We start from the raw sequence: 26,317 nt of genomic DNA, 5'->3' as shown, positions 1-26,317 counted from the left end.
CTGATGATGAATTATTAATAAGTTCTTTAAAATCTTTAGGCTTCAATCTTGGCCTTTTCTATAAGTACTGTACAATACTAACTTTAATCCAGCTGAATACGATTATGTATAAACCATTGGCTCTGTTTATCGGATTACGTTATACGCGTTCACGTAAGAAAAATCACTTTGTTTCCTTTATTTCCTTAAGTTCCATGTTGGGTATAGGCATGGGAGTGATGGTTTTAATCACTGTTTTATCAGTGATGAATGGTTTTGATCAGGAAATTCATCGTCGTTTTTTTGGGATGGCGCCTGAAATCACCATAACAGGTCCTGATGAGCGATTAAGTGATTGGCCTGAAGTGGTTAAAAAGGTTGAAACAATTCCTGGAATAAAGGCAATTGCGCCTTATGTTGGAAGTCAAGGATTATTAACTCATGAAGGCCAGGTTTTGCCTATCGTTCTAACCGGTATTTTGCCAGAGAAAGAACAATCAGTAACTCATCTCAATAAGAAACTACTGGCAGGTAATATGAGTAATCTGAAACATTTTGGGATTATTCTCGGAAAAGGTCTTGCGGACAGCCTTGGAGTGATGATTGGGGATAAGGTTACGATAATGATCCCGCAAGCAACAGTAACTCCTGCCGGTATGATCCCTCGATTCAAGCGCTTTACCGTTGTAGGTGTTTTTTCTGCTGGTACAGGATTTAATTTCGATACTAAATTGGCATTTATTAATATCGAAGATGCTCAAAAATTAATGCAAATGGATAAGAATGACGTTTCAGGTATAAAAATGAAAATTAATAATGTATACAAAGCACCTGAATTGTCTTATGAATTATCCGATCTTTTGGGAGAAGGATATCAAGTAGGCAATTGGACCCAACAATTTGGAGCTTTTTTTGAAGCAGTTAAAATGGAAAAAACGATGATGTTTATGATTTTATTGCTTATTATTGCTGTGGCTGCTTTTAATTTGGTGTCCTCTCTGGTAATGGTAGTCAATGACAAACAAGCTGAAATTGCCATTTTAAGAACTATTGGCGCTACTCCTTCTACCATTTTATGGGTTTTTATTGTACAGGGAATGATGGTTGGTCTGGTTGGTACAATTCTCGGGCTGTTAGGAGGTTTAGTGTTGGCCAATAATGCAACGGAGATAGTTAATGCATTGCAGTCCTTTTTCCAGGTGAAGGTGTTGTCTTCAAGCATCTATTTTGTTGATTACTTGCCTTCTAAAATTATGTTTCGTGATCTGTGGCAAGTTTGTGCTATGGCATTATTAATGAGTTTTGCTGCAACTATTTATCCTGCCTGGCGAGCATCAAAGACAGTCATCGCGGAGGCTTTGCATTATGAATGACATCATTTTAACCAGTCAAAAACTGTATAAGTCCTACCATGATGGCACTTCAACAGTTGAGGTGTTAAAAGGAGTGGACTTGGCCATAACAAAAGGGGACAGGATCGCTATTATCGGGCCATCAGGTTCTGGAAAAAGTACCCTTTTGCATTTGTTGGGGGGGCTGGATAAACCAACCAGCGGCCTGATTACTCTTGGCAATGTCAATTGGCAAAAAATAAATGAAAAACAACGTTGTCAATTGCGCAATCAACAATTAGGATTTGTTTATCAATTCCACCATTTGTTACCCGAGTTTACGGCACTTGAAAATGTGATGATGCCGTTATTACTGGCGGGTATGGCTGTGAAAGATGCGGAAGAAAAAGCCATTAATATGCTGGAACATGTAGGGCTTAAACCACGATTAGCGCATAAGCCTGCTCAGTTGTCTGGAGGAGAAAGGCAAAGGGTTGCCATAGCGAGAGCCTTGGTGCATCAGCCACATTGTGTTCTGGCTGATGAGCCGACTGGAAATTTGGATGAGGCAACGGCCAGTAAAGTTTTTGATTTGATGTTGGAACTTAATAAAAAAATGAATACAGCCCTGGTTATAGTAACTCATGATCAACGGATTGCAGAACGTATGGATAGAGTACTTGTTTTGCATGAAGGCAGTTTGTATGCGAGAGAATAAAAATAAGATAAGGAGTGTTAACAATGGATGAAAAAAAAGATAAAACAATTCAGATCAATGAAATGACAAGCACTGTTGAGGACGAAAAAAAAGCCCAACCATTGAGAAAATCCGAGCGTAGTCTACCTGTAAAGTCACATAGAAGAAGTTTTTCTATTTTTTATCCTTACTCAACCGAAAATTCAAAAGTGCTTTCTTCAGAACAGGCAAGTAACAAAGGATTTCTACCTGGACCTGATTTCAATAGGGAACAGTATGATACAGTGGATACAGGAGGGCCGCTTGCAAGTATCCCAGAGGATGAAATATTAGAAAAAATTTTTTCGCCAAGAAATAGACGTCGATTGCTGTCTGAGGGGAATCAACCTCAACAACAAACAGCTGAAGTTGAGGAAGATTCTTTAAGCGCCTTATCGATTTAATAATCGGCATGGCCTGGTGTGCGAGGGAAAGGTATCACATCTCGCACATTGGATACTCCTGTAACATAGCTGATAAGGCGTTCAAAGCCCAAGCCAAACCCGGCATGAGGAACAGTGCCATAACGACGCAAGTCTCTATACCATTGGTAATGTTCTTTATTCAGGTTGCATTCGTCCATGCGTCTATCCAGTATTTCCAAGCGCTCTTCGCGTTGGCTGCCGCCGATAATCTCTCCGATGCCTGGAGCTAAAACGTCCATGGCGGCTACCGTTTTCCCATCGTCATTAAGACGCATGTAAAACCCCTTAATTTCTTGCGGGTAATTTGTCACAATGACAGGCTTTTTGCAAAGCACTTCAGCCAGGTAACGTTCATGCTCTGATTGCAGATCCAGCCCCCAGCTAACTGGAAATTCAAATTTTTGGTCACTCGCCTCAAGTGCTTTTATCGCATCAGTATAGGTCATAATTTCAAATTCAGAATCCGCAATATGTTCCATACGTTCTATACAACCTGGGGCGACAAATTGATTGAAAAAGTCCATATCATCGGCACGCTCTTCAAGAACCGTTTTACAGAGATAACGCAGCATATTTTGGCTGAGTTTACAAATGTCTTCCAGATTTGCAAAAGCGATTTCTGGTTCGATCATCCAGAATTCAGCCAAATGTCGGCTTGTATTCGAATTTTCAGCCCGAAATGTTGGTCCAAAAGTGTAGACCTTAGACATGGCCATACAATAAGCTTCGACATTTAGTTGGCCAGAAACAGTTAAGAACGTTTCTCTGCCAAAAAAATCCTTACTGAAATCGATTTGTCCTTTATCATTCTTAGGGATATTTAATAAATCCAGAGTAGATACTCTGAACATTTCTCCTGCTCCTTCACAGTCGCTGGCAGTAATGATCGGTGTATGCACCCAAAAAAAGCCTTGTTCGTGATAAAAACGATGAATGGCTTGCGCCAAAGAATGACGTACTCTGGTGACAGCGCTTATGGTATTGGTTCTGGGGCGCAGATGAGCCACTTCTCTTAAAAACTCAAGAGTATGGCGTTTGGCTTGAATAGGGTATGTGTCTGGGTTTTCAACCCATCCCACCACTTCAATAGATTCGGCCTGGATTTCAAAAAATTGCCCTTTTCCTTGTGATGCTACCAATTTTCCAGTCGCTATCATTGAACAGCCAGCAGTTAATTTTGTTACTTCTTTGTGGTAGTTGGATAACTGATCGGTAGCGACGATTTGTATGGGAGAAAAGCAAGAGCCATCATGAAGGCTGATGAAAGACAAGCCAGCTTTTGAATCTCTTCGAGTTTTCACCCATCCTCTTACCGTAACGGTTTCATCAATACTGATTTCGCCGTCGAGACATTGTTTTATAGTAAAGACTTCTGTCATTATATACTCCAAAATCGAAAACGATTGATTCAGGGCTTAGGAAATATTCCAATCCTTCGAGGGATTGATTTTCTCCCGTTTGTAGTATTTCCTAAACCCTGAATTAAAATGTGATGATACACTAAATAAAATCCGTGGGGGAACACCATGCTGCAAAGAGTTTTACTCGTATTGCTATGTTTTTTTTCTTTTTTAGCCAGCGCCAGCGATACTGTTCTAAAATTATACAGACCTTTTGGTGATGTTTTTGAACAAGCACCACCTGTCATTAAAAAAATAATGTCTGGCCAATGTTATGAACAATCCCACATCATTATACGCGAAGATGCGTGGCGTTGTCAGGCGGAAGGTCAATTATTCGATCCCTGTTTTGTAAAAGCAGGTAGTAAAAAAATGGAGGCTGTTTGTCCTCAATCGCCATGGGTTGGTGATAGTGTACAAATTAACGTAGAGGTACCTTTGAATAACGAATATCATAAGACCTTAGATATGTCTCGCGCTTTTCCCTGGGCTATTGAATTGGTTAATGGTGAGTATTGTTTGGCTATAAATTCTAACGAACAATATGATTCAATGCCTGTAAGGTACCGTTGCAGCAATCAAAATGTTTTAATTGGTTACCTGCAACGATGTAAAACAGCCTGGAGTATGTTGGAGAAAACCCCTAAAGGCGTAATCACGGTAGAGTTGAGAAGAGCATGGTTTTAAGATGAAATGGCTTCTGGTGCTGCATCATGGAATGCCGGTAGGGTTAAACAATACTCATTAATTTCATTGATTATTGGGTAACTCGCCATATCAAAATGAAATCGGTGAGCATTATAAACTTGGGGGATCAAACAGACATCGGCCAGACCAACCTCACTTCCAAAGCAGACTGGCTTGTCGCGCTCCAAAGCTCCAAGTTTTTCCTCAAAAGCATCAAATCCTGTTTTTAGCCAATGGTGATACCATTCCAGTACCTGTTCTTCATTGGCATTAAATTGCTCTTTTAAGCGATTTAGTACTCTTAAATTATTAAGAGGGTGCATATCACAAGCAACAATTAAAGCCATTGATTTTAGGGTTGCTTTCATAAAAGGATCTTTAGGAAGCAAAGGCATTTCCGGATGGATTTCTTCCAAATAATCAATGATTGCCATTGATTGGCTCAGGATTTGTCCATTGATGTCAAGGCTAGGAACAAGTTCTTGAGGGTTAATTTGATGATACTGAAGGCTATGCTGCTCGCCACCATTATTAACCAGATGCACTTCAATTTTTTCGTAAGCAATTTTTTTTAAATTAAGAGCGATTCTTACTCGATAGCATGCGGTAGAGCGGAAATAATCATACAAAATCATAAGGAGTCCTTATCGTATTTCGTCACTATTTGGTCAATGGAGCCAAATAGGGAATACCCTTGACCATCGAGCATTTCTATGCGAATTCGGTCACCAAATCGCATAAACGGTGTTTTTGCCTGTCCGAATTCGATCATTTCCAGCATTCGCTTTTCAGCGATACAAGAAGAGCCTTTGCTGCGGTCGAGGTTGGATACTGTTCCAGAACCTATAATAGTGCCTGCAGTTAAAAACCTTGTTTTTGCCGCATGCTGTATCAGTTCTGGAAAAGAAAAGGTCATATCAACTCCGGCATTGGGTTGACCAAATAACTGTTCATTCAAATGGCTAATTAATGGCAAATTCACACGCTGTCCATCCCAGTAAGAACCTAGCTCATCCGGGGTTATCGCTACCGGGGAGAAGCTGCTGGCAGGTTTTGATTGGAAGAACCCAAACCCTTTTGCCAGTTCCTCGGGTATAAGATTGCGTAGAGAGACATCATTAACCAACATCAACAGTTTGATATGATGGGCAGCGTTTGTATGATCAATCCCCATGGGAACATCATCAGTGATAACAGCCACCTCGGATTCAAAGTCAATTCCATAGGCTTCTGAGCTTACCAAAATAGGATCACGAGGCCCCAGAAAAGCATCAGATCCGCCTTGATACATGAGTGGATTGGTCCAAAAATCAGCAGGCATTTCTGCTCCTCTGGCTTTACGAACCAATTCGACATGGTTTACATAGGCACTGCCATCGGCCCATTGATAAGCACGGGGTAATGGCGAGGCACATAGCTCGGGAGCAAACGCAAAGGCGTCTTCGATTTGATTATCATTTAACTGTTGATAAACCAGTTGTAATTTGGGTTCAACAACATCCCAATGATCCAGGGCATATTGAAGTGTTGATGCGATATGAGGAACGCGTATTGCAGCGGTCAGCAATCTGTTGACAATGCAAAGCTCTCCATCCCGGGAACGAGTTGATTTCAAACTGGCGAGTTTCATATAGATCTCCTGGCTTATGCCTGAAAAACAGCATCATTACATTTCAACTGTTTGTCTAGCTTAATTCTTTTAAAGTACCACGTCGAACTTGATCTCTTTCAATAGCTTCGAATAGAGCCTGGAAATTCCCTTCACCAAACCCCTGATTGCCTTTGCGTTGAATAATTTCAAAAAAGACTGGTCCAAATATGTTTTCAGTAAATATTTGCAGTAACAAGCCGTCTTTGGGATCTGCTTCTCCATCAATTAAAATTTTCTCAGCATGGAGTTGATTCAGTGGCTCCTTGTGCCATGGGAGGCGGTCATTAATCATCTCATAGTAAGTATCTGGCACATCCAGGAATTTGACCCCTTGTTTTCTTAAGCCGTTGACTGTTTTATAAATATCATTGGTATTGAGAGCGATGTGTTGAATGCCCTCGCCATGATATTCATGAAGAAACTCTTCAATTTGTGATAAATCATCTTTGGATTCGTTTAAAGGAATTTTGATTTTGCCACAAGGGCTACCTAATGCTCGACTAACCAAACCTGTCATTTTTCCTTTGATATTGAAAAAACGAATTTCCTGGAAGTTAAAAATGGAAGCATAGAAACTGGCCCATTTATCCATATTACCGCGATAAACGTTATGGGTGAGATGGTCGATTGCTGTCAGACCATTTCCAACTACGGGTTCTGGTGAGGTAATATTCCATTCATGAGAGAAGGGTTGGTGTTCTTCATCGACAAAATAAATAACACTACCACCAATAGCCTGGATGGCTGGCAAGCCGTGATTGGCATGAGGTGCATCCTGAAATGCTATACCGCCATGCGCGATAGCGTGTTGAAAAGCGGCTTTGGCATCTTTTACTTTAAAGCCCATTGCACAAGCGCCTGGACCATGAGTTGAAGCATGCGCTTCTGCCTGACAATGGGAGGCCGCATTCACTATAAATTGTATTTCCCCTTGTTTGAAAAGAGTAATGTCTTGATTTTTATGGTGGGCAACAGCCTGAAACCCCATCTCAGAAAATTGCTGATGTAATTTATTCCTATCAGGGCCTGAAAACTCTAAAAAGGCAAAGCCATCTAATCCGCAGGGGTTGTTATTTTGCATTATCAGATTCTCCTTGTACTTATTTACATAGCAATGCAGTGTATTGCTTGCCGGGGATTTTAAAGATTAAATGGGTTGCACCAGAAACATCCCATCAGCTATAGCTAACAAACTGACAAAGACCCTTGAATCGTTTTTAATCACTTGATTTAATTTTTTAATTTCTCTGGTTTGTCCACTCGTATCATTCGGATCAATTACTTTTCCATCCCAAAAAATATTATCTATGGCAATTAATCCTTTAGGTGTAACTAATTTTAAAGCCAGTTCATAGTAATTCAGATAATTAGTTTTGTCAGCATCAATAAAAATGAAATCAAATTGATGCTCTCCACCTTCATTAAGTAATGAGTGTAAAGTGTCAAGAGCAGGTCCAAGGCGTAATTTAATTTTATGTTCCTGTTTGGCTTCACGCCAATAAGGATGAGCATGTTTTGTCCATCCCTCATTAATATCACAGGTGATAACTTGCCCATCATCAGGCAAAGCAAGGGACATGGCCAAGGCACTATAACCTGTGAATGTCCCAAGTTCCAATACCTTCTTTGCACGAGTCAAACGTATCAGCATCTGCATAAATTGGGCTTGCTCTGGAGCTACCTGCATATTGGCGAGTTCCATAGTGGATGTTTCTTTGCGTAATGCCGCAAGAGCAGGATGTTCACGCAAGGAAATATCAAGCAGGTATTTGTACAACTCAGGAGTAAGGGATAAATGTTTCATAAACGGTATCCAAATTAAGCCAATTTTTCCTTAGCCAAAGTATCAGCAATCTCGCTAGTAGGTAAATTATCTTTAGCAGAGCGAGTAAAAATTTCAGTCAGAGAGGTATAGATACTATCAATTTGCTCACTTACCTTGTCTTCAGGCGTTTGTAAGTATTTAGAGGCAGCAAATATCAAACCACCTGCATTAATCACATAATCCACAGCAAACAGAATGCCTTTTTCGTGTAAAATCTTGCCATGGTATGTGTGTGCGAGCTGATTATTGGCAGCGCCAGCAATAATACTGGTTTGTAACTGGGGAATAGTAAGATCATTGATAATCGCACCTAAAGCACAAGGAGCAAATACATCACACGGTACTTTATGGATAATGTCAGTGCCGACCGCTTTAGCTCCCAACTCTTGAACCGCCATGTTCACAGCAGCAGGTGAAATATCAGCAACAGTTAATGTCGCGCCCAATTCGTGTAATTGTTTTGCCAGAGCATAACCGACGTGGCCAAGACCCTGAATAGCAATATGCAAACCTTTGAGAGAGTCTTTACCTAATTTAAAGGCAACAGCAGCCTGAATCCCTCTTAACACACCCTTGGAAGTAGAAGGTGAAGGATCTCCATTGTATCTGGATAAACTGGCAACATAGTCAGTATGCTCAGCAATAATATCCATGTCACTTAATTCAGTACCGCTATCCAAAGCAGTGATGTACCTGCCATTCAATTCATTAACGAATTCACCAAACCGATGCATGTATTCTGCTCGATTAAAAAACCCCTTAGGCTTAATAATAACTGATTTTCCACCGCCCAAAGGTAAATTGACTGAAGCAGCCTTAAAGCTCATGCCTCTGGCAAGGCGCATAGCATCCTTCAAAGCAGCAGCAGTATTAGGATATTCAATAAATCGACAACCACCCAAAGCAGGTCCCAACTTGGTGCTATGAATTGCAATCATAGCCTTCATCCCCGTTTGCGGATCCACCTTAAAATGTAAATCACCAAATCCATGAGACAATGCGTATTCGAGGAAATCTTCTTCAGCCAAAACCTGGTTATCATTTTTAATATTGTCAACAGACATCATTTTTAAGCTCCTCTTGCAATAATTTTGGAAGAAGTTATAGATCTATTCGTCAATTAAATCAATGTAATTCTTAGCAAACGGCCGTATTTGGCGCATCTTGAGAAAAAAACATTCTAAAAAATGCTCATGTACTTTAATGTACACGCCGCTTTTTTACTCTGTTTATTTTCTCAACCTGTACTCAAATCCGACTGTTTGCAGGCAATGCCGTATAGGATTTGTTTTAGAGTGATTATGTTCAAACTGCTGTGGTGTCTTCTAGCTTGCTGGTATACACTAATTCCAATAGAAACATTATGAATGGAGCATATTATGAGAAAAATTGCCTGGATACTGGGTTTAATGGTCTTAACTCCTTTTGTTTGGGCTGATAATGAGACACCAGATTTGGTGCTTGATAAGATTTTTTTTCAAGTTTCTGCTAAAAAATGGGTTACTACCCAAACAGCGTTACTCAATGTCAGTATCAATGCCACTCTAAGTAATGCTGATTTGGTGAAAGCACGTGCTGACATAATGGATAGCTTAAACAAAATTGCTAAAGGGGAGTGGCATTTGGTGCAGTTTGACCGTTCTCAGGATAGTTCTGGCCTTGAGAAACTTTATGTACAAGCTCAGGCAAGAGTCGATCAATCTGCTCTGACTAATATTTATCAGAATGCCAAATCGGTCAGTAAGCCTGGAGCCAAGTACGAGATCAGTGGTGTGGAGTTCAAACCCAGTTTGGAAGAGACTCAAGTCGTACGTGCCAAGATTCGTGAACAGCTTTATCAGCAAGTGAATGATGAAATTGATCGTATGAATAAAGCCTATCCCAAGCAAAATTACTCTGTAAGTAACCTGGTTTTTTTCGAGGGTGACAACATTCCCCAGCAACCAAGAGCCTATCAAGCGAAAGAAATGAATGCTTTAGCGATGGCTGCTGCTCCGGCACCATTGACAGTGAGTAATGAATTAATATTGACCGCTATGGTAGAAGCAGCATCCAATCGCAAACAGGGAGATTAATTAGTTGATCCTTGAAAAAATTATCGGTCACCGGGGAGCATCGGGTTATGCTCCAGAAAATACGATGGCGTCTTTTAATAAAGCATTGTCTTTAGGTTGTCGTTTCATTGAGTTTGATGTGATGTGCAGTCTTGATGGTGAACCTTTTATCATTCACGATGACAATTTGAAACGAACCACGAATGGAAAAGGAGAGGTGGGACTGATGGAGGCAGATTATCTCCGTGGTCTTGATGCTGGCTCTTGGTATTCGAAGCAGTATAAGGGAGAAAAAATTCCACACTTTACTGACGTATTAAAGTGGTTGTCTTTTTCCGATGTTCAGGCGAACATAGAAATAAAACCTTATCCTGGAACGGTTGAGCAAACTACTGTATCAGTGCTAAGTCATATCCATCGGCATTGGCCCCAAAATAAAGAATTACCTCTCGTTTCCTGTTTTGAATGGGATGCTTTGGTATTATGCCGCAGTATTGCTCCAGAAATGCCTTTAGGGCTCTTGCTGCATGAGTGGGATAAAGATTGGTTACAGAAGGCGAAGCAATTGGAATGTTATTCAATACATTTCAATAGAAAGATATTAACCGCTGATCGAGTGAAGGCAGTTAAGGATCAAGGCTATGTAGTATGCGCCTATACTGTAAACCGTAAACGTTTGGCCAAAAAGTTATTTGATTGGGGTGTTGATGCTCTCTTTAGTGATTATCCAGACTTGTTAAAATGAAAATACTCTTTTTGCTTTTGTTAATTTTTCTGAGTGTCATTCCTGCTCAGGCCAAACCAGTTGAGCTGGTTTTTTGGCATGCGATGGCAGGGCATTTGGGTGATGAAGTCCGTTTGCTTGCTGATGATTTTAATAAAAGTCAGAATCAATATCGAGTCAAACCGATTTACAAAGGAAATTATACGGAAACTCTTACCAATTTTGCTGCTGCATTCAGAGCTCGTCAAGCACCATCAATAGTTCAAATTTTTGAAGTAGGCACTTCAATTATGTTAGCTCCCCCTGGTGTGATCAAACCCGTTGATTTGTTGATGAGTGAGCAGGGGATCAGTTTGCCTAAAGATGATTTTATTCAATCAGTGCGTGAGTTTTATAGCAGGGATGGGCAATTAATGGCGATGCCTTTCAATCTCTCGGCACCAGTTCTGTACTATAATGCTGACATTTTAGCCAAGGTGGGATATGGCAAGCATAACTTCCCTCAAACCTGGTCAGCAATGGAAATAATGGCAGAAAAAATTAAAAAAGCCGGTTATGACTGTACTTATACTACGGCTTATCCTGGATGGGTGTTATTTGAATCTTTTCTTGCTATCCATGGGTTGCCCATAACTCAAGGTAATCCTGCTCGTGCTGTTTTCCATACTCCCCAATTAATGGCTCATTTTCAACGTCTAAAGCGCTGGCATGATTTGCATTATTTTCGTTATGGTGGTCGTGTTGATGATGCTACCATTTTATTTACCAGTAGTGTTTGTCCTTTATTTAGTCAATCATCGGGGGCTTATAATAGTTTGTCTGCCCTTGTTCCTTTTCATTTGGGTGTTGCAACAATGCCTTTGGATACGGGGGCCAGTCCGATAAGACATGCGAATGTGGCAGGGGGTGCTGCTCTATGGGCTGTAGGAGGACAAACAGAAGAGCAATATCGAGGAATTGCCAGATTTTTTGCATTTATTGCAAAACCTGAAGTGCAAAAGCGCTGGCATGAGCATACGGGTTATTTGCCGTTGGGGTTAAAAGGAATTTACGCTAGCATTGTGCAATCAAGTCAACATCCCGCTTTATTATTAGCCAGAACAGATCTCGAGGACAATTTACCTGAGAAACCTTATAAACACATGGGCCCGCAAAATCAAATTCGTGGAATTAATGATGAGGTTTTAGAGGCAATGTTTGCAGATTTGATGAGTCCGGAGGAAGCTCTGAACGAGGCGACGATCAGAGCGAATCATTTATTGTTACGTTTTGCCAGAAATACTCAAAGAGAAAGGGTAGTTGATGATAAAGTGGGCAAGGGTTTGGGCTAAGATTTTTTGATTCATCGGTTTGGTTAGCGAAGCTTGAAGAAAGCGAACCTGGCTTGGTGAGAAACGAGCATAAGCATCCTCTCCACGAACGTTCTTATCAATTAGGTGATACATATTTTTTAACTTGTTTCAAAGGATGAAATGATGATTATCAGATTCTCAAAAGTGTTGCTTGTTGTTGCTGTTTCCTTTTTTTGCTTACTTACTGCATTTGGAAACATCACTGATTATTCCGCCAATTTTCCTGCTGTGGTAAAAGTATTAACCATGAGCGATATATTTCCTGATTCCACCATCACCTATCGAGCAATTACTAGTCCAGTTCTGCATTATGTTGCATTTATTATCATTGTTATCCTGGAATTATTAACCGCCATATTTTGTGGAATTGGTGCGTGGAAATTGTTTAAGGCAAGAAATGAAAGTGCTTCTGTTTTTAATCATTCCAAGAACTGGGCTATTGGAGGTCTTACGTTGGGTTTTGTAACCTGGCAAGTGATTTTTATGTCCATAGGAGGAGAGTGGTTTGGTATGTGGATGTCTCCCACGCTCAACTCAGCCCTTACCACAGCTTTTCATATCTTCATTACTATTTTAGCCGTTATGATTTATTTGGTGATTAAGGATGAATAGAGAAATTCCAGAGATTAATTTGTAACAGAGTAGCCTCCTATCGGAGCGGCTGTTTAGAAAGTATTTAAACATGAGGTGACTTATGTATTGCCTTAATTTTGATTATGCTCTTTAAAGCAAACCAAAACATCAGACCAAAATAATCTTTGGTCTGATGTGTCATTGTTTATTAATTTAGACGGTTTGTAAATTCGGATATAATCTCTGAGAGCTTTCTTCTACTTCAGCTTCTTTATTACGTACTGATGAAGTGGAGTTTGACGTTTTACTGAAAAACCGTACGGTATCCTTTTGATTTTGATCATGCTCGTTAATCTTATCTAATGATTGGAACTCATCGAAACAGTCTAAAAATTTGCTTGCTGTGCTAATTGCCATCAAAAAGGTAGATAAGGAGACTGCGATACCCAAGAGAGGATCACAAAAAGTTAAGGGGATACCTACTGATACACAGGCTACATAACTAAAAAATGCTGCAGTAGCCCAGAACATGAGTTCACAAACTTTAAAGAAATTAGCAATAATAACGTCTGCTTGCCTGGATTCTGTCGTATCTTTTATTGTTTCAAACGCTTTGTCAGCATTAATTTGCCCAGATTTTACCTGTGAGACCAACGAAATGAAATTTTCGTACTCCTCAACGACTTCGAGGCCATCGTCTTCATTTTCGGTTTTGTTGAAAGCTGAATTATAAAAATACTTGATTTGATTTAATTGTTGGAGAAACTTTATTGATAATTCCTGGCCATTAAAAAATTGATTTAATTGTGTATCACAGTTTTGCAAACGTTTTTCCAAGAGCCGGGCATTGTTGTAAGAAGGCATAGTTTACCTCGATTGTAATTATAAATTTAAAATCCTATTGATTTATAACGAATTATTGGATTATATATAACCAATGTGGCAGCATAATACCATATTTTAAAGAAAATTAAAGTTTAACTTATCAAGAATAGTTTTTTACAAAAACAGAAAATCATAAGCTCTGTTTTACTGCATCATACAAACTAGTAAATTGAATATCTTCACCCAATGCAGTTTTTAACAGATCAATCTTCAATCGTTTGGACGCTCGCATGAACTCTCTTTTCATAGGGCTTGCTTTTTCCCAAGCTTGCTCAAAGGACTCATAGGATGCTGATTCAATTCCTAATGCGTTTGCTACCGTTTGTTGTAGTTCGCCCATATGGGTTGGGTTGCCATCGGCAACATTATAGACAGCCGATGTTGTTTGCTTTTGGCCAAGCAAATAAGCTATTAAAGCCAAATCCTTGACAAAAATATGATTGGTAAAAGGGGCTTCAGTCGGTTTTATTATTGGAATTTTCGATTTGGCTGCATCGGCTGGGATTCTGTTCGGTCCGTATATGCCTGCAATACGCAATAAGGAAAGCTCTTTATTGTGTTGCTGACAATAGGCCAGCCATTGTTGTTCTGCATCCAATCGTCTTTGTTGACGTGGGGAGTCAATAATACAAGCTGATAATTCGTCAACCCAGGCTCCTTGATGGTTTCCATAGACTCCACTTGAACCAAAGTAAATAATTTTCTTTGCATTTAATGAACTTTGATTTAAAAACTGTTGTAAGAAAGTATCGCAGGTACCTTGAGAAGGTGGGGGAATTAGATAGTAGATAATGGAGTCGGGCTCGCTCCAATGAAATGGGTATTCGAGATCATGGCTTATATGCTGTAGTTTTGAAAGTTCCAATTCCTTTTTTAATTGTCGTGATACTACGGTTACCTGTTGATGATGCCCAAGAAGCTCTTGGGCCAGGTAATAACCGCAATAGCCATAACCAAGAATTAAATGATGCATAAGTAGTCCCGATAAATTAAAACTGGTTTATTGTTTAGCCTGGAAGCGGCATAAGTTCTGAAAATCACAGCGTTGGCAAATGGTCAGATTTTGAGGGCGTGGTGGACAATAGCCAGACTTAATTTCTTCAGCTAAATGAGTTAATTGTTCTAGCCAGCGTTGTCGATAGTCTTCCCAATTTTCATCCTCTTTCAAAGTATTAATCTCTTTGGTTTCCCATTTTTCTTCGCTAAAACCGCTGAGCTTGATTTTTCCGGTTTTTAATTGAATCAATAACAAAGTATTGATTTGTTCGTTAAGCAACGCATAAAGTAGCAATTGAGGCTCCATTGGTCTTTCTTCATTCCATGGTTTGCCGCCAGGGAGAGTGCTTTTGTAATCAATGACCCATTGCTTGTTACCTACTTCATCCAGTCTGTCCACTCTTACTTTAAAATCGAGCCCAGCCAAATTGATCGAATGATTTTCTTCCAGGCCTGTGATTTTAAAAGGAGGGCGTTGCTTTTCCCATTCCAGATAAGACAAGATAATTCGTTTTAATCTCATGTATTCAACATTGGCAACCAAGTCAGGAAAAGTCTGGGAGTGTTGTTGCCTAATCGGATTTAAAGCGCCTTGAATTGCTTGATCAATGAATCGTTCAAGTTCAGCGGGTTTTAATTTAATTAAGTGTTCCTGATTTTCCAATCTTTGCCAGAGCAACTCCAGGATTTTATGGATTAATTGACCTTTTTCCTTGTCATCCATTCCATCTGTAGTTTTTAGAACAGGGTTTGCCTTAAGTCGGTGTTGTGCTAATGCTTTAAAAGGGCATTTGGCCTGATTGCTTAGTAAGCTGGTTCCGCCAGAAATGGATTCATCAGGTTTTACAGGCACTTCATAGTTTTCTTCAAGAGGAACCAAACAACTTTGAACATTTGTTTTATTGTCAGCAGGCCGGCTGAGGTAGGCAGGATAATGAGTAATCAATGAGCAGGGTAAATTAGGCGTGTCATCGTCAAATTGTGGATAACTAAAAACGGTTTCCACGCTACCTCGTTGCAGTCTTTGCAAAATTTGCTTGGCATATTGGAGCTCTCTTGCCGGGATACTGTGAGGCATACCCAGTTCACGCTGTAATTCAAATGGGATAAAGGGCGATAAACGTGTTTGTTGAGGTAAACATCGATCAGTCAATCCCATTACCCAAAGGCTGTCAAACTCGCAACCTGATGCTTCTAACAATCCCAAAATTTGAATTGGTGAATTGCTTTTTTGTGGTTGAAAAATAGTGTTGTCTATGAGTTGTTTTAACGCTTCAAATGCCTCTTTTTTAGTCAAATGGCTGCTTATCAGACTTAATTGTCTGAATTCGTCAAAAATCATTGTAAAGCGATTAAAGCATTGATAATCCTCTGAGTTCAAAACATAATCTCCAGGAAAACCAATGCCATTTAACCTCTCCTGAAATAACTCAATCCACTCATCCAGGGTAGTTTTTTCCGGATAAAAATTCATGTTTTTTAACAATTCAGCCAGTTTAGGCGTGTGGTGGGCAATGTCCTCAATAAATAATTTTGTGGGGAAAGATTGGTCTTGCAACAACTTGCTTTCCTGTAAGTAATCTGATCTTTGAAGAAACTCATCTTTTGCCTTGCCAAGGTAGGGTGATTGGAGCAGCAAAGCTGCTTGATGATTATTTAAGAGATTGTGATCAAGACTCAGCCAAATGAGGGCATGAGAGATCAAGTGAAATGCGCTTAATGGTTTGCCTAAAGAAATATTAAATAAATTGGGTTCAAAGCAGTCGCGTAAAATTCGTTGCAAAACCGATGATTCTTGTTCAAGATTAGGCACAACAACCCCGATTTGCTTTTTTCCTTGTTGAATTTTCTTCTCCAACCAGGTCATCAATTCCTGGTATTCTGTTTTTTTGTCTTTAGCTGAGAAAACCTCCGGAGTCTCCTGGTTTTCTTTTAAATCATAACCATATTGAATTACCCCCTGCGCGTTCAAATAATTTTGCAGGGATAATTGTTGTGGATTAAAGTCATCAAAGCACATCCAGACAACGGTTTTTAAGAGCCCTTGATAATTGGAATCAAGCAAGTAGGGAATTAATTGATGCTGATGGATGGCAGAAATTTCTTTAAGTATTTTATTAAAAGATTGCCACCATTGTTGAAATTGTTGTGTTTGCGGCGTGTAGTGAAAAGCAGGCGCTTCAGGTGTAAGTTGCCATTGCTCACAGTATTCCCATGCTTGCATTATTGTTTTAAGCAAGCCTTCCGTGTAAATGATAGAAGGATGAGATTCAATTAGTTTTCGCCATAAATGTTGGCATTGTGCCGAATTTAAAAGTATGGGATGTTCCAGGTCTGGTTTTTGGAATTTGAGTTGTTCAAAAGAGTTAACCAGAAATGTATTAAAAGGCAAGCATATTGGCTTGGTAATTGTTTTTCTGGACCAATAAGTGAAGTAATTCTGAAGGATGGTTCCGCTTAATCTATTGTTAGGAGTAATAACGACTGCTCCTTGAGACAATAGATTATAAAGCTCATCTGACTTAAGTTCATCGGTGAACTTTATGGGCATGTCCTTCTGATTTACTTTTTGCCAATGCATGCTTATGTTTTTGTTGACGTCGAGTTTGGGTATGCAGGATATCGTATACTAATTGTCCTCTTAAATACATAGCGGCAAGCCCGGATGCAATAGCCAGCAAAATACCAAAAAGCACATAACTATAGGCCAGAACAATTAGGTAGAACAAAACCATGCTGGTTAGAGTGGTTACCTCAAAAAGCTTGGCATGATCTTCTGACATCAAGAAGACAAGACCGAGATCAAAGACAGGCAGTGAGGCTATGACCATACTGAATCCTAACCAAAAGGTTTTTCTTTTATATGGTTTTTTACAGCGAACGATGGCTTCCCCAAAAATGGCCCCGGTGCAGGACGCTACAACCATGCCAAGAATGACCGATTGATAGACCGGGATAATTTCTTCAATTCCAATCGAAGTGAGAAAGGCGTTGATCAGTATCGTGCCAACGACCGATAACAAGCCAAAATAGATTGCTGATAATAACCGTGGATTTGAGATCGAAAGTGCTGGATCTGGTGTGTTCATGATGCACCTGATAATGAGTTCTATATGATAAATTTTAGTACATAATTTCAATAATGTGGACTTGGGTTTGATTAATTTTCTATAGTTATGGGCAAGAGTGGTCGTTATCTAGATCTAGAAGACTTGTATGGAATTTAATGTTTCGTGCTAAGGCTTCGAGACGATGCTTATGCATCTCCTCAGCCCAAACGAATCCTGGATATCAATTGGATTTATATCATCCTTATCAGTAACTCACGTTAAATTAAATACTTTTGAAAAAGCAGGGTAAAGGAAAATGAGAGCGAGTCGGAGTTGCCAAAATAGACTATAAATAGAGTAAGTTAGATTAATGACTTCGAGATTAAAATGAACTCAATTCTTTTTAAAAATGCCAACGTTATTTTGGGAGAGTCTACAGAGCTTAAAAAAAAATTTGATGTTCTGGTGCAAAATAATTTGATCTCCCAGGTGTCGCAAACACCGCTTCAACCTTTCGAAGGAATGCGCATTATCGATGTCAAAGGGAAAACATTAATGCCTGGTTTAATCGATGCCCATGCTCATATTACCGGATTGACCCTAAGCCCAAAAAATATCTTCTACTCTGAAGCAGAGATATTTTTGGCTGCTGCTACTTATCTTAAAAACAGCTTGTTTTATGGTTTTACGACTTTACGAGAAGCTGGAGGCGCTGATTTTAGAATAGCACAATTACTAGATAATAAGAGTATTCCAGGGCCTCGATTATTTTATTCTGGGAGGGCATTAACTCAAACGGGTGGAGGAGCTGACTTTAGAAAACCGAATGAACAGATTGATCCTTGTGGGCATGTTGGCTCTTTCTCGACGATGTCGGTTATTGCAGATGGGATTGATGAAGTGAGAAAGGCTGCTCGAGAAGAGTTAAGGAAAGGAGCAACACAATTAAAAGTATTTGCTTCAGGCGGGGTTGTTTTCCCTTCCCTTAGCAATCCAACACTGTATGAATATTCCGAGGAGGAGTTATCGACTATTGTTGAAGAGGCACGAGCAAGAAATACTTATGTTATGGCCCATGCTTATAGCGATGAATCAGTAAGAAAGTGCATTAAATCGGGTGTGCGTTCCATTGAACACGCTAATTTTGTAAGCGAACCAACTGTAGAATTAATGTCGGAAAGTGGTGTGTTTTACGATCCGACATTTATTTCATTGGTGCAAAGAATTGAAAGTGCTGAACAAAACCGGTTGTCTGAAGCTATTGTAGCCAATTTGAAAAATACTATTGAAAAAGGCAAAAAGGTTTATGAATATGCTTTAAAATATAAGATTCCTATTGCTTTTGGTACAGATTTGTGGGGTCCTGAGGCACAGAGAGATCAGTTAAGAGAATTTGAAATGCTCAAGGAGCTTGATTCAGCAGCCAATATTATTCGTTCAGCTACCGTAGTCAATGCGGAATTATTAATGCAAAAGGGAAAACTTGGCGTCATAAGCGAAGGAGCTTATGCTGATCTGTTAGTAGTAGATGGTAATCCTTTAGTCAATTTAAATGTTCTGCTCCGCCCGGATGAAAACCTTAAATTGATTATGAAAGATGGGGTCATTTATAAGAATGAATTATAAAGCAAGGTCTTTTTCAGAAGTCCTGTTGAATACTAGGGTATAGAAATGGAAGCCAATAACTGTTTCATTTTTTCTAAACCAAGCTCATTCATAGTTGCTATATTTTTTTCTGGTATAGTGTGGGTATCACCATAGGCAGCGATTGCTTTGTCTAGGCTGTCTTCCCTTAATAAATGGATCATGGGATAAGGGGAACGATTAGTGTAGTTGGCAACATCATCTGGAGAAGTATCAGCAAAATAATAATCCGGGTGGAAAGTAGCGAGTTGGTATATCCCTTCATAATTTAAGTTTTGAATTAATTGTTCAGCAAGGCTTATGAAATCCAGATAAGAAAAAAAGTCTTTAAATGCTCGAGCAAAAATAAGCAGAGTCGTTTCAACAGCAGGGTTTGCTTCCAGAAATTGAATTTCAGTGATTAAATCTTTAAGTGCCTGGTGTTTTTTGGGGGTATCTGAAGTAATTATTCTTAAAGTGCCTTTGTTTACGGGGCCTTTTGCAAAAGGGCAAATCGTGTAATTGATAATGAATGTCCGCACCCATTTCATGGTGTGTTCTGAAATCAATGGATCATGATAGAGCATAGGGTAAGTGGTTTCGAAAAAAGGGATATTGTACCTTGATCATGTGAAATAACAATTTCTTCTAAATAGATATCAAAATCAAGTATACTTTGGTTAAAACAAAAATGGATTTTTGTCATGCAAAAAATATGTCGTTTTATTTTTAAATTAATCGGTTGGAAGATAGTTGGTGAATTACCGAATGAAAAAAAATATATTGTGATTGTTGCTCCGCATACCAGCAATTGGGACTTTGTCATTTGCCTGTGTGCACGTTTTGTTGTCGGGGTTAAAATCAATTTTTTAGCGAAACATCAGTTATTTTTTTTCCCTTTGAGCTATTTTTTGCGTGCAGTTGGAGGTACTCCGGTTGATCGTTCTAAAAAGGGGAACAGGGTTGAGAAAGTTGTAGAGTTGTTTCGCCAACACGATGAATTAAAGCTGGGCCTAGCTCCCGAAGGTACCCGAAGTCCGGTGACCAGATGGAAAGAGGGGTTTTATCATATTGCTCGGCAAGCAGGTATTCCTATAGTGATGGTGGGGCCTGATTATTCTACTAAAGAAATCCGTATCCATGAACCTTTTTGGACCACAGGAGATATTAAAAAGGATTTTCAGTGCATTATCGAGTTTTTTAGAACGATTAAAGGTTATCGCCCTAAAGAGATACCTGATTATAATCCTAAAGATTCTGATGCCTAAAAATGCTTGCGTAAAATTTCAAGCTCATGATGCATTTGATCAATTTTTTCCAGTAAATCAAGAGCTAAAGCGACTCCAGGCAGGTTAATGCCTAAATCTCTATGTAATCGAAAGGCGGATTCAAGGCGACGCAATTCTTTTTGGCCTAATGCAATTTTTTCGGGATCAGATGGTTGATCTGGAAACAAACCTTGTTCGATCATTTCAATGAATAATTCTTCAGGAATATGATACTTTTGGCATACTTCAATAAAAGAAATCGTTGTGGTTTCTTCGATAAGCATGCCTATTAAAAGATTGTCTTTGCCCATGCTTATACTCCCATAGTCTTACGAGGGTTGTAAGGCATTACCTCCGCCATTTTTTTATATAAAGCTTTTGCTTCTTCAGTTTGAGCAGGGGGGGTAATAATTTTTAATAGAACATATTGATTACCAGGGGGTGAACCTGGTAATCCGCGATTTTTAATTCTGAGTTTTTGCCCGCCTTGTGAGCCCGGAGGGATTTTTAAATCGATTTTTCCTGCCAGGGTTGGTATGACAACCGTAGCTCCTAAAGCAGCTTCCCACGGTGTGACAGGTAATGTCAGATAAATATCATTCTCCATGACATCAAATATGGGGTGTTTCATCACTTCGACTGTTAGATAAAGGTCGCCACGAGCCCCCCCTCCACTTCCACTGCCTCCTTGTCCTGCCAAGCGAATTTGTTGTCCTGATTTAACCCCTGCAGGGATTTTAACTTTCAGGGTCTGTATTTTAGTCTCTGTGCCTTGTTCAACAGGAACTTGTAAGTTTTTAACAGCTCCATGGTAAGCTTCCTCCAGACTGATAGTGATTTTGCCATGATAGTTTTGACCAGTCATCGGTTGCTGTTGATAGCGCGAATGTCCAAACAAGGTTTCAAAAAAATCGCTGTCAAAATGAAATTCCTGAAAGGGTTGCTCTTGAGTTCTTCGCCCGGTAAATCCATCGCTTTGGGGATTGAATTCCTTGTATTTCAGATATTGATCATATTCGGATCTTTTTTTAGGGTCTTTCAGTACTTCATAGGCTTCTGCCATTTCTTTAAATCGTTCTTCAGCATCTGGTTCTTTACTAATATCGGGGTGATATTTGCGGGCTAATTTTCGGTAAGCCATTTTGATGTCTTTTTCAGAAGCATCCTGACTGACTCCCATGATTTTATAGTAGTCTTTATCCATTTTTTATACTCATTACCTATGCCAGTAAACAATACGCCTTTACGTCCTGAGGGCTGTCAAGGTATGCATAGCCATCATTTTTTCTTCATTCGCAGGAATAACGATAACAGAAAAAGGGTGTAAGCACTCTATCCTCTTAAGGATATTTGCTCTAATCGGTTCTGAATTTTCCCCTATTCCTCCTGTGAATACAATACCATCTACTCCACCTAGTGAAATGGCCATCATTCCAATAAATTGAGCTGTTTTCAGGCAAAAATACTCCAAAGCAAATTGAGCGTTTTTATCAGGGCTGGATTGTAATTCCAGCACATTATTGGTTTTTCCTGATAAACCAAGCAAGCCGGATTCGTTATAAAGTATTTCCTCTACCTTATCTGGTGGAAGATTCAATTCTCTCATCATGTAAATAACAGCCCCAGGATCCAAACTGCCACAACGAGTTCCCATTGGTAAACCATCCAGCGCTGTCAAACTCATGGTGGTGTCTATACTGATTCCCCTATTTATAGCGCACAAGCTAGCGCCGTTGCCTAAATGGGCAATAATAATTCGATTGTTAGCCAAATCAGGGTAGTCTTTTTTGAGAACGAGAGAAATCCATTCATAGGAAAGGCCATGAAATCCATAACGCCTAATCCCTTGTTGTCTTAAATATTCGGGCAAAGCACAAGTAGTAAATAATGGAGTATGTTGAGCATGAAAGGCGGTATCAAAGCATGCAATCTGAGGTAATTCTGGCTTAATCCGACCAATGATTTTTATGGCAGCCAAATTATGAGGCTGGTGTAGGGGCGCGAGAGAATTCAGTGTTTCCAATTGGCTGATGATTTGCGGAGTAACCAGGACACTTTGAGTGAAATATTCTCCGCCATGAACGACCCGATGGGCGACAGCATGAATTTCCCAGCTTTGCTGTTGTTGGCTAATCCAGTCCAGTATAAGATGAATGGCTTGCTCATACGTCATGTCCTTTTCCAAAGTGATTAGAGTTCTCTGGTGCTCCAATGTTTCGTTAACTGCGGTAAAAGATGGTTCTCCTCCAATATTAATAATCTTGCCTTTGGCGAGAAGATCAAGTGTCTCTGTATTGGAGAACACTTGAAATTTAACGCTGGAGGAACCTGAATTGATGATTAACAGTGCAGAATGCCTCATTTTATTTTGCCTGCTTTACGAGCCGCTGCTATCTTAGTTGCTACCGCACAGGACAATAAACGTGTTCGTAATGAATCAGCTCTGCTGGCTAGAATGATAGGGACTCTTGCTCCGAGAACTATTCCTGCTGCATCAGCATGTCCGAGAAAGGTGAGTTGTTTGGCTAGCATATTTCCCGATTCAATGTCTGGTACCAGCAAAATGTCGGCATCACCAGCTACAGGAGAGATAATGTTTTTTTCCTTACTGGCTTGCTTATTGATGGCATTATCAAAGGCGAGGGGGCCATCCAGTATGCCATTAATTATCTGACCTCGGTCAGCCATTTTACACAGGACAGCGGCATCAACGGTTGCCTGCATTTTGGGATTTACTATCTCAACAGCTGCAAGGATAGCGACCTTGGGTTTTATTTCTTCTCCATATAAAATACGCCAGAGATTGATTGCATTTTGACATATATCTGCCTTATCCGCTGCGTTTGGGGCTATATTAATGGCTGCGTCGGTAATGATTAAAGGTTTATGGTAAGTTGGAACGTCCATAACATAGGCGTGACTGATGCGGTATTTGGTTCTTAGTCCAGAAGTGGCAGGTACCACCGCAGACATTAACTCATCAGTATGCAGGGCGCCTTTCATGATAGAATCGACTTTCCCGGATGCCGCTAATTCAACTGCTTTAAAAGCAGCAGCATCACTGTGTTCTGTATCAATCATTTCCCAATTGGATAAATCGATTTTAGCCTCACTTGCAGCACATTTGATTTTTGCCATAGGACCTATTAATACTGGAGTAATTAAACCGGCCTTGACTGAGTCATAAACTGCTTCCAGGACATTGGCAGTGACGGGATGAACAACTGCTGTTTTGATTGAGGGCAAGTTACTGCAGGCTTCAATGATTTTATTAAAGTGATCATTGTGATGGATTTGCACCAGAGGCAGAACAGTTCGGGGTACCTTCATTTTTTTAGTCGGGGCAATGACTTTGGCAAGGCCTTTAATTACTGTTTCTCCTTTTTGATTTACCCCCATACAGTCGAAATGAACAATCGATTTGCCAGGATGTTTGTCACGAACAACGATGGTAATTGTCAGATTATCTCCAATGCGAACGGGAGTTATAAATTGAATGTCTTGTTCAAGATAGATAGTTCCAGGCCCGGGAAGGACAGTGCCCAGCAGGGTAGAAATTAAAGCTCCAGACCACATGCCATGTCCGACTACGCCATGAAATACATCGCTTTTAGCAAATTGAGGATCGACATGAGAGGGATTTATGTCTCCAGACATAGCGGCAAATAAATTAATATCATCCTGAGTTAATGTACGATTTAAGCTGGCTCTGCGTCCTAAAGTCAGCTCTTCATAGGTGACATTTTCAAGAAATTCATTATTCATTACTAATTCCTTTATTTTTGTAATACATATTTCCCAGGAGCGTTTGGTAGTTTTTTGTCCAGTTTGGGTGCAGACACCTGTTTTTGGGATGAGTGATTAACTAACCAATCGTGCCAGGCAATCCACCAGGATCCCTCTCTTAATTCAGCCCTTTTTACCCAGGTAGTTGGGTCAAGATAGGTTGAATCCATTTTTCTTTCCCGAATGCGGTAATAACGTCCTTCATGTCCGGGTTCACTGACTATTCCAGCGTTATGACCTCCATTAGTCAGGACAAAAGTAATATCGGAATTGATTAACAAATGGGTTTTGTATACGGATTTCCACGGAGCTACGTGATCTTTTTCTGTGCTTACGACAAAAGCAGGTATACGAATATTTTCACCTACGACCGGCTTTCCGTCCAGAATAAATCGGCCTTCGGCAAAATCATTATTAAGGAACAGTTTTTCCAGGTATTCACTATGCATTTTGTATGGCATACGAGTTGCGTCGGCGTTCCATGCCAGTAAAGGGATCATCCCTCTTTGAGTCCCGTGCATGTAATCCTGAACCATTTTAGACCAAATCAAATCGTACGAACGGAGCATTTGAAAAGTTCCAGACATTTGTTTTGTGTCCAGATACCCTTGCTCCCACATCATACTTTTTAAAAAGGATACTTCACTTTTGGTTATAAAGAGCAGTAATTCGCCGGCATCAATAAAATCGCCTTGAGCTGCGAGCAGGGATAATGTTTTAAGACGGTTATCGTGATCATGAGCCATCGCTGCTGCGGTTAACAGAGCCAGGGTGCCCCCAAGACAATAACCCATTAAATGGATTTTGGTATGTGGAATGGCATTGCTCACTGCATTTATGGCATCCATAGCGCCCAACTTATAATAATCATCCAGTCCAAGATTTCTATCTTCTTTCGTTGGATTGCGCCAGGATACAATAAATACAGTATGTCCCTGTCTAACCAGCCAGTTTACTAAAGAGTTTTCCGGCAGCAAATCCAGGATATAATATTTCATGATCCAGGCGGGTAAAATCAAGATCGGTTCTTTGTATACCTTTTCTGTTTGGGGTGTGTACTGGATTAATTCAATTAAATGATTGCTATAAACGACTTTCCCCTTTGTTATAGCGACTTGTTTCCCCGGGATAAAATTCTCGACTCCCGCAGGAGGAGAACCGGTTATCTTTTCTACAAAATCCTGAAAAGCAAGTTCTGTTCCACGAATTAAATTTTGTCCGTTCGAGCGAATTGTTTCCTGAAGCAAATCAGGATTGGTCAAAACAAAATTGGATGGTGACAAGGCATCAAGAATCTGTCTGGTGGAAAAGGTTACTGTCCTTTTGACATGAAGTGGTATCCCTGGAACTTTGCTCGAGGCTTGTAAACACCAATCTTCGAATTGGAGAAATTGTTCAGCCCAAAGCCGCCAGGGATAGTAACTCCAGTTATCTGTATGAAAGCGTACATCTTTGCCATCTCTGGGCTTGTCATACTTGAAAAGGTTGGAAAGATAATCGTTAGCATGCAACAGAGGATAAGAGGCCAGTCGTAACATTGAACCAGGTGATTGCAGCAGTTGAGCAAACCAGGAGTAATAGGCTGTACCTAATGCGGCAGGACTTATACCAGCAGTTAACTTTCCCAGGTTAGCTTGATATAGCTTATCAATGAATCTGAAAATGGGGTCAGATTGTTCGGAAGCAGGTGTTTGTTCTAGTGGGCTTACGATTTCTTTTTTTGAGGATGCAGGCATTTCATTTGTTTTATTGATAGGTTTCTCGTTTGTTTTTTTCATACCTTGCATCCTGTAGGTGTTTGATTTATAAAAAATAGTATAGCAGCATTCCATAAATGACAATTTAATCTGAGTTATTGTTTGAAAAGACTTAAGTTTCTCTTGCTAAACGATGATTTATAGGCAGTGGCTTGACTATAGAAATAAGGGGAGTTGTGCTATTATTCGGTTCTTTTAATTTAGTGTAGATAAAT

The 26,317-nt window shown here is 39.9% G+C and carries 26 protein-coding genes; 10 read left to right on the top strand and 16 right to left on the bottom strand.

Annotation, left to right across the window (positions count from 1 at the left end):
* The first annotated feature begins 104 nt into the window (after positions 1–104).
* From LPG_RS11485 to LPG_RS11475, 3 genes are read left to right on the top strand one after another with little or no spacing between them, the layout of a single operon-like run.
* A complete protein-coding gene (locus LPG_RS11485) occupies positions 105–1,352 on the top strand; it encodes a lipoprotein-releasing ABC transporter permease subunit (protein WP_025862413.1) in 1,248 nt (415 codons plus the stop codon).
* Positions 1,345–2,028 (top strand): lipoprotein-releasing ABC transporter ATP-binding protein LolD, encoded by a 684-nt coding sequence (gene lolD / locus LPG_RS11480; protein WP_010947993.1) that lies wholly within the window; start codon positions 1,345–1,347, stop codon positions 2,026–2,028. Before LPG_RS11485 ends, lolD begins: the two co-directional genes overlap by 8 nt.
* A gap of 23 nt (positions 2,029–2,051) precedes the next feature.
* Positions 2,052–2,450 (top strand): hypothetical protein, encoded by a 399-nt coding sequence (locus tag LPG_RS11475; RefSeq protein WP_010947992.1) that lies wholly within the window; start codon positions 2,052–2,054, stop codon positions 2,448–2,450.
* On the opposite strand, the gene asnS is transcribed toward LPG_RS11475, so the two are convergent.
* On the bottom strand, positions 2,447–3,850 hold the full coding sequence (gene asnS / locus LPG_RS11470; protein ID WP_010947991.1) for an asparagine--tRNA ligase: 1,404 nt from the start codon (positions 3,848–3,850) through the stop codon (positions 2,447–2,449). The genes LPG_RS11475 and asnS overlap by 4 nt on opposite strands.
* Positions 3,851–3,997: 147 nt before the next feature.
* On the opposite strand from asnS, the gene LPG_RS11465 reads away from it, so the two are divergent.
* Positions 3,998–4,558: a hypothetical protein gene (locus tag LPG_RS11465; protein ID WP_010947990.1), complete on the top strand. Its 561-nt coding sequence runs from the start codon at positions 3,998–4,000 to the stop codon at positions 4,556–4,558.
* Here LPG_RS11465 and maiA read toward each other — a convergent pair.
* The 5 genes from maiA to LPG_RS11440 all read right to left on the bottom strand — a co-directional run bounded on the left by maiA (position 4,555) and on the right by LPG_RS11440 (position 9,101).
* On the bottom strand, positions 4,555–5,193 hold the full coding sequence (maiA, locus tag LPG_RS11460) for a maleylacetoacetate isomerase (protein ID WP_010947989.1): 639 nt from the start codon (positions 5,191–5,193) through the stop codon (positions 4,555–4,557). The genes LPG_RS11465 and maiA overlap by 4 nt on opposite strands.
* A complete protein-coding gene (locus LPG_RS11455; protein WP_010947988.1) occupies positions 5,190–6,188 on the bottom strand; it encodes a fumarylacetoacetate hydrolase family protein in 999 nt (332 codons plus the stop codon). Before LPG_RS11455 ends, maiA begins: the two co-directional genes overlap by 4 nt.
* Positions 6,189–6,243: 55 nt before the next feature.
* Positions 6,244–7,290 carry a 4-hydroxyphenylpyruvate dioxygenase gene (hppD, locus tag LPG_RS11450; protein WP_011216180.1) on the bottom strand — a complete coding sequence of 349 codons (1,047 nt, stop codon included), beginning with the start codon at positions 7,288–7,290 and terminating at the stop codon, positions 6,244–6,246.
* 66 nt (positions 7,291–7,356) lie between these two features.
* Positions 7,357–8,013: a class I SAM-dependent methyltransferase gene (locus LPG_RS11445; protein ID WP_010947986.1), complete on the bottom strand. Its 657-nt coding sequence runs from the start codon at positions 8,011–8,013 to the stop codon at positions 7,357–7,359.
* Positions 8,014–8,027: 14 nt separating this feature from the next.
* Positions 8,028–9,101: a Leu/Phe/Val dehydrogenase gene (locus tag LPG_RS11440; RefSeq protein WP_010947985.1), complete on the bottom strand. Its 1,074-nt coding sequence runs from the start codon at positions 9,099–9,101 to the stop codon at positions 8,028–8,030.
* A gap of 312 nt (positions 9,102–9,413) precedes the next feature.
* On the opposite strand from LPG_RS11440, the gene LPG_RS11435 reads away from it, so the two are divergent.
* The 4 genes from LPG_RS11435 (at position 9,414) to LPG_RS11420 (ending at position 12,776) form a co-directional block, all read left to right on the top strand.
* The gene (locus tag LPG_RS11435; RefSeq protein ID WP_014844450.1) at positions 9,414–10,109 is read left to right on the top strand and encodes a hypothetical protein; all 696 of its coding nucleotides are present in this window, start codon (positions 9,414–9,416) and stop codon (positions 10,107–10,109) included.
* Positions 10,110–10,113: 4 nt separating this feature from the next.
* Positions 10,114–10,833: a glycerophosphodiester phosphodiesterase gene (ugpQ, locus tag LPG_RS11430; RefSeq protein WP_010947983.1), complete on the top strand. Its 720-nt coding sequence runs from the start codon at positions 10,114–10,116 to the stop codon at positions 10,831–10,833.
* Complete coding sequence (locus LPG_RS11425) at positions 10,830–12,143, top strand: extracellular solute-binding protein (RefSeq protein ID WP_010947982.1); 1,314 nt, start codon at positions 10,830–10,832, stop codon at positions 12,141–12,143. The genes ugpQ and LPG_RS11425 overlap by 4 nt, the downstream gene beginning before the upstream one ends.
* A gap of 144 nt (positions 12,144–12,287) precedes the next feature.
* On the top strand, positions 12,288–12,776 hold the full coding sequence (locus tag LPG_RS11420) for a DUF2165 family protein (RefSeq protein ID WP_015444155.1): 489 nt from the start codon (positions 12,288–12,290) through the stop codon (positions 12,774–12,776).
* Between the two features lie 174 nt (positions 12,777–12,950).
* On the opposite strand, the gene LPG_RS11415 is transcribed toward LPG_RS11420, so the two are convergent.
* The 4 genes from LPG_RS11415 to LPG_RS11400 all read right to left on the bottom strand — a co-directional run bounded on the left by LPG_RS11415 (position 12,951) and on the right by LPG_RS11400 (position 17,707).
* Positions 12,951–13,601, bottom strand: a complete 651-nt coding sequence (locus tag LPG_RS11415; RefSeq protein ID WP_010947980.1) for a lpg2271 family Dot/Icm T4SS effector — start codon at positions 13,599–13,601, stop codon at positions 12,951–12,953.
* Between the two features lie 151 nt (positions 13,602–13,752).
* Positions 13,753–14,595 carry an SDR family oxidoreductase gene (locus LPG_RS11410; protein ID WP_010947979.1) on the bottom strand — a complete coding sequence of 281 codons (843 nt, stop codon included), beginning with the start codon at positions 14,593–14,595 and terminating at the stop codon, positions 13,753–13,755.
* Between the two features lie 27 nt (positions 14,596–14,622).
* Entirely contained in the window at positions 14,623–17,199 is a 2,577-nt protein-coding gene (locus LPG_RS11405) for a PD-(D/E)XK nuclease family protein (RefSeq protein ID WP_010947978.1), read from the bottom strand.
* Complete coding sequence (locus tag LPG_RS11400; RefSeq protein ID WP_015444157.1) at positions 17,147–17,707, bottom strand: hypothetical protein; 561 nt, start codon at positions 17,705–17,707, stop codon at positions 17,147–17,149. The genes LPG_RS11405 and LPG_RS11400 overlap by 53 nt, the downstream gene beginning before the upstream one ends.
* Positions 17,708–18,055: 348 nt before the next feature.
* On the opposite strand from LPG_RS11400, the gene LPG_RS11395 reads away from it, so the two are divergent.
* Positions 18,056–19,294: a metal-dependent hydrolase family protein gene (locus LPG_RS11395; protein WP_010947976.1), complete on the top strand. Its 1,239-nt coding sequence runs from the start codon at positions 18,056–18,058 to the stop codon at positions 19,292–19,294.
* A gap of 32 nt (positions 19,295–19,326) precedes the next feature.
* Here the strand turns inward: LPG_RS11395 and LPG_RS11390 are convergent, their stop codons facing one another.
* The gene (locus tag LPG_RS11390; RefSeq protein WP_010947975.1) at positions 19,327–19,878 is read right to left on the bottom strand and encodes a DUF1415 domain-containing protein; all 552 of its coding nucleotides are present in this window, start codon (positions 19,876–19,878) and stop codon (positions 19,327–19,329) included.
* 117 nt (positions 19,879–19,995) lie between these two features.
* Here LPG_RS11390 and LPG_RS11385 point away from each other — a divergent pair, with 117 nt between their 5' ends.
* Entirely contained in the window at positions 19,996–20,559 is a 564-nt protein-coding gene (locus tag LPG_RS11385; RefSeq protein ID WP_010947974.1) for a lysophospholipid acyltransferase family protein, read from the top strand.
* On the opposite strand, the gene LPG_RS11380 is transcribed toward LPG_RS11385, so the two are convergent.
* The 5 genes from LPG_RS11380 to LPG_RS11360 are packed head-to-tail and all read right to left on the bottom strand — an operon-like array spanning position 20,556 to position 26,123.
* A complete protein-coding gene (locus tag LPG_RS11380) occupies positions 20,556–20,870 on the bottom strand; it encodes a chaperone modulator CbpM (RefSeq protein ID WP_010947973.1) in 315 nt (104 codons plus the stop codon). The genes LPG_RS11385 and LPG_RS11380 overlap by 4 nt on opposite strands.
* Positions 20,871–20,872: 2 nt before the next feature.
* Positions 20,873–21,763, bottom strand: coding sequence for a DnaJ C-terminal domain-containing protein (locus tag LPG_RS11375; protein ID WP_010947972.1), 891 nt, complete (start codon positions 21,761–21,763; stop codon positions 20,873–20,875).
* 39 nt (positions 21,764–21,802) lie between these two features.
* Positions 21,803–22,921: an acetate/propionate family kinase gene (locus LPG_RS11370; protein WP_010947971.1), complete on the bottom strand. Its 1,119-nt coding sequence runs from the start codon at positions 22,919–22,921 to the stop codon at positions 21,803–21,805.
* A complete protein-coding gene (locus LPG_RS11365) occupies positions 22,918–24,324 on the bottom strand; it encodes a bifunctional enoyl-CoA hydratase/phosphate acetyltransferase (protein WP_010947970.1) in 1,407 nt (468 codons plus the stop codon). The genes LPG_RS11370 and LPG_RS11365 overlap by 4 nt, the downstream gene beginning before the upstream one ends.
* An 11-nt stretch (positions 24,325–24,335) precedes the next feature.
* Positions 24,336–26,123: a PHA/PHB synthase family protein gene (locus LPG_RS11360; RefSeq protein WP_015444158.1), complete on the bottom strand. Its 1,788-nt coding sequence runs from the start codon at positions 26,121–26,123 to the stop codon at positions 24,336–24,338.
* Positions 26,124–26,317: the final 194 nt, after the last annotated feature.

This window comes from Legionella pneumophila subsp. pneumophila str. Philadelphia 1, assembly GCF_000008485.1.
Lineage (GTDB): Bacteria > Pseudomonadota > Gammaproteobacteria > Legionellales > Legionellaceae > Legionella > Legionella pneumophila.
The sequence above is the reverse complement of the archived record's forward strand: the minus strand, read 5'-3'. Positions and strand labels throughout refer to the sequence as shown.

Coding starts and splice junctions, on each gene's coding strand:
- LPG_RS11410 (WP_010947979.1), bottom strand. CDS start 14,595: ATGCATCATTTAATTCTTGGTTATGGCTATTGCGGTTATTACCTGGCC.
- asnS (WP_010947991.1), bottom strand. CDS start 3,850: ATGACAGAAGTCTTTACTATAAAACAATGTCTCGACGGCGAAATCAGT.
- lolD (WP_010947993.1), top strand. CDS start 1,345: ATGAATGACATCATTTTAACCAGTCAAAAACTGTATAAGTCCTACCAT.
- LPG_RS11365 (WP_010947970.1), bottom strand. CDS start 24,324: ATGAATAATGAATTTCTTGAAAATGTCACCTATGAAGAGCTGACTTTA.
- LPG_RS11395 (WP_010947976.1), top strand. CDS start 18,056: ATGAACTCAATTCTTTTTAAAAATGCCAACGTTATTTTGGGAGAGTCT.
- hppD (WP_011216180.1), bottom strand. CDS start 7,290: ATGCAAAATAACAACCCCTGCGGATTAGATGGCTTTGCCTTTTTAGAG.
- LPG_RS11465 (WP_010947990.1), top strand. CDS start 3,998: ATGCTGCAAAGAGTTTTACTCGTATTGCTATGTTTTTTTTCTTTTTTA.
- LPG_RS11415 (WP_010947980.1), bottom strand. CDS start 13,601: ATGCCTTCTTACAACAATGCCCGGCTCTTGGAAAAACGTTTGCAAAAC.
- LPG_RS11445 (WP_010947986.1), bottom strand. CDS start 8,013: ATGAAACATTTATCCCTTACTCCTGAGTTGTACAAATACCTGCTTGAT.
- LPG_RS11405 (WP_010947978.1), bottom strand. CDS start 17,199: ATGCATTGGCAAAAAGTAAATCAGAAGGACATGCCCATAAAGTTCACC.
- LPG_RS11385 (WP_010947974.1), top strand. CDS start 19,996: ATGCAAAAAATATGTCGTTTTATTTTTAAATTAATCGGTTGGAAGATA.
- maiA (WP_010947989.1), bottom strand. CDS start 5,193: ATGATTTTGTATGATTATTTCCGCTCTACCGCATGCTATCGAGTAAGA.
- LPG_RS11370 (WP_010947971.1), bottom strand. CDS start 22,921: ATGAGGCATTCTGCACTGTTAATCATCAATTCAGGTTCCTCCAGCGTT.
- LPG_RS11475 (WP_010947992.1), top strand. CDS start 2,052: ATGGATGAAAAAAAAGATAAAACAATTCAGATCAATGAAATGACAAGC.
- LPG_RS11360 (WP_015444158.1), bottom strand. CDS start 26,123: ATGAAAAAAACAAACGAGAAACCTATCAATAAAACAAATGAAATGCCT.
- LPG_RS11425 (WP_010947982.1), top strand. CDS start 10,830: ATGAAAATACTCTTTTTGCTTTTGTTAATTTTTCTGAGTGTCATTCCT.
- LPG_RS11420 (WP_015444155.1), top strand. CDS start 12,288: ATGATTATCAGATTCTCAAAAGTGTTGCTTGTTGTTGCTGTTTCCTTT.
- LPG_RS11380 (WP_010947973.1), bottom strand. CDS start 20,870: ATGGGCAAAGACAATCTTTTAATAGGCATGCTTATCGAAGAAACCACA.
- LPG_RS11390 (WP_010947975.1), bottom strand. CDS start 19,878: ATGCTCTATCATGATCCATTGATTTCAGAACACACCATGAAATGGGTG.
- LPG_RS11440 (WP_010947985.1), bottom strand. CDS start 9,101: ATGATGTCTGTTGACAATATTAAAAATGATAACCAGGTTTTGGCTGAA.
- LPG_RS11455 (WP_010947988.1), bottom strand. CDS start 6,188: ATGAAACTCGCCAGTTTGAAATCAACTCGTTCCCGGGATGGAGAGCTT.
- LPG_RS11435 (WP_014844450.1), top strand. CDS start 9,414: ATGAGAAAAATTGCCTGGATACTGGGTTTAATGGTCTTAACTCCTTTT.
- LPG_RS11375 (WP_010947972.1), bottom strand. CDS start 21,763: ATGGATAAAGACTACTATAAAATCATGGGAGTCAGTCAGGATGCTTCT.
- LPG_RS11485 (WP_025862413.1), top strand. CDS start 105: ATGTATAAACCATTGGCTCTGTTTATCGGATTACGTTATACGCGTTCA.
- LPG_RS11400 (WP_015444157.1), bottom strand. CDS start 17,707: ATGAACACACCAGATCCAGCACTTTCGATCTCAAATCCACGGTTATTA.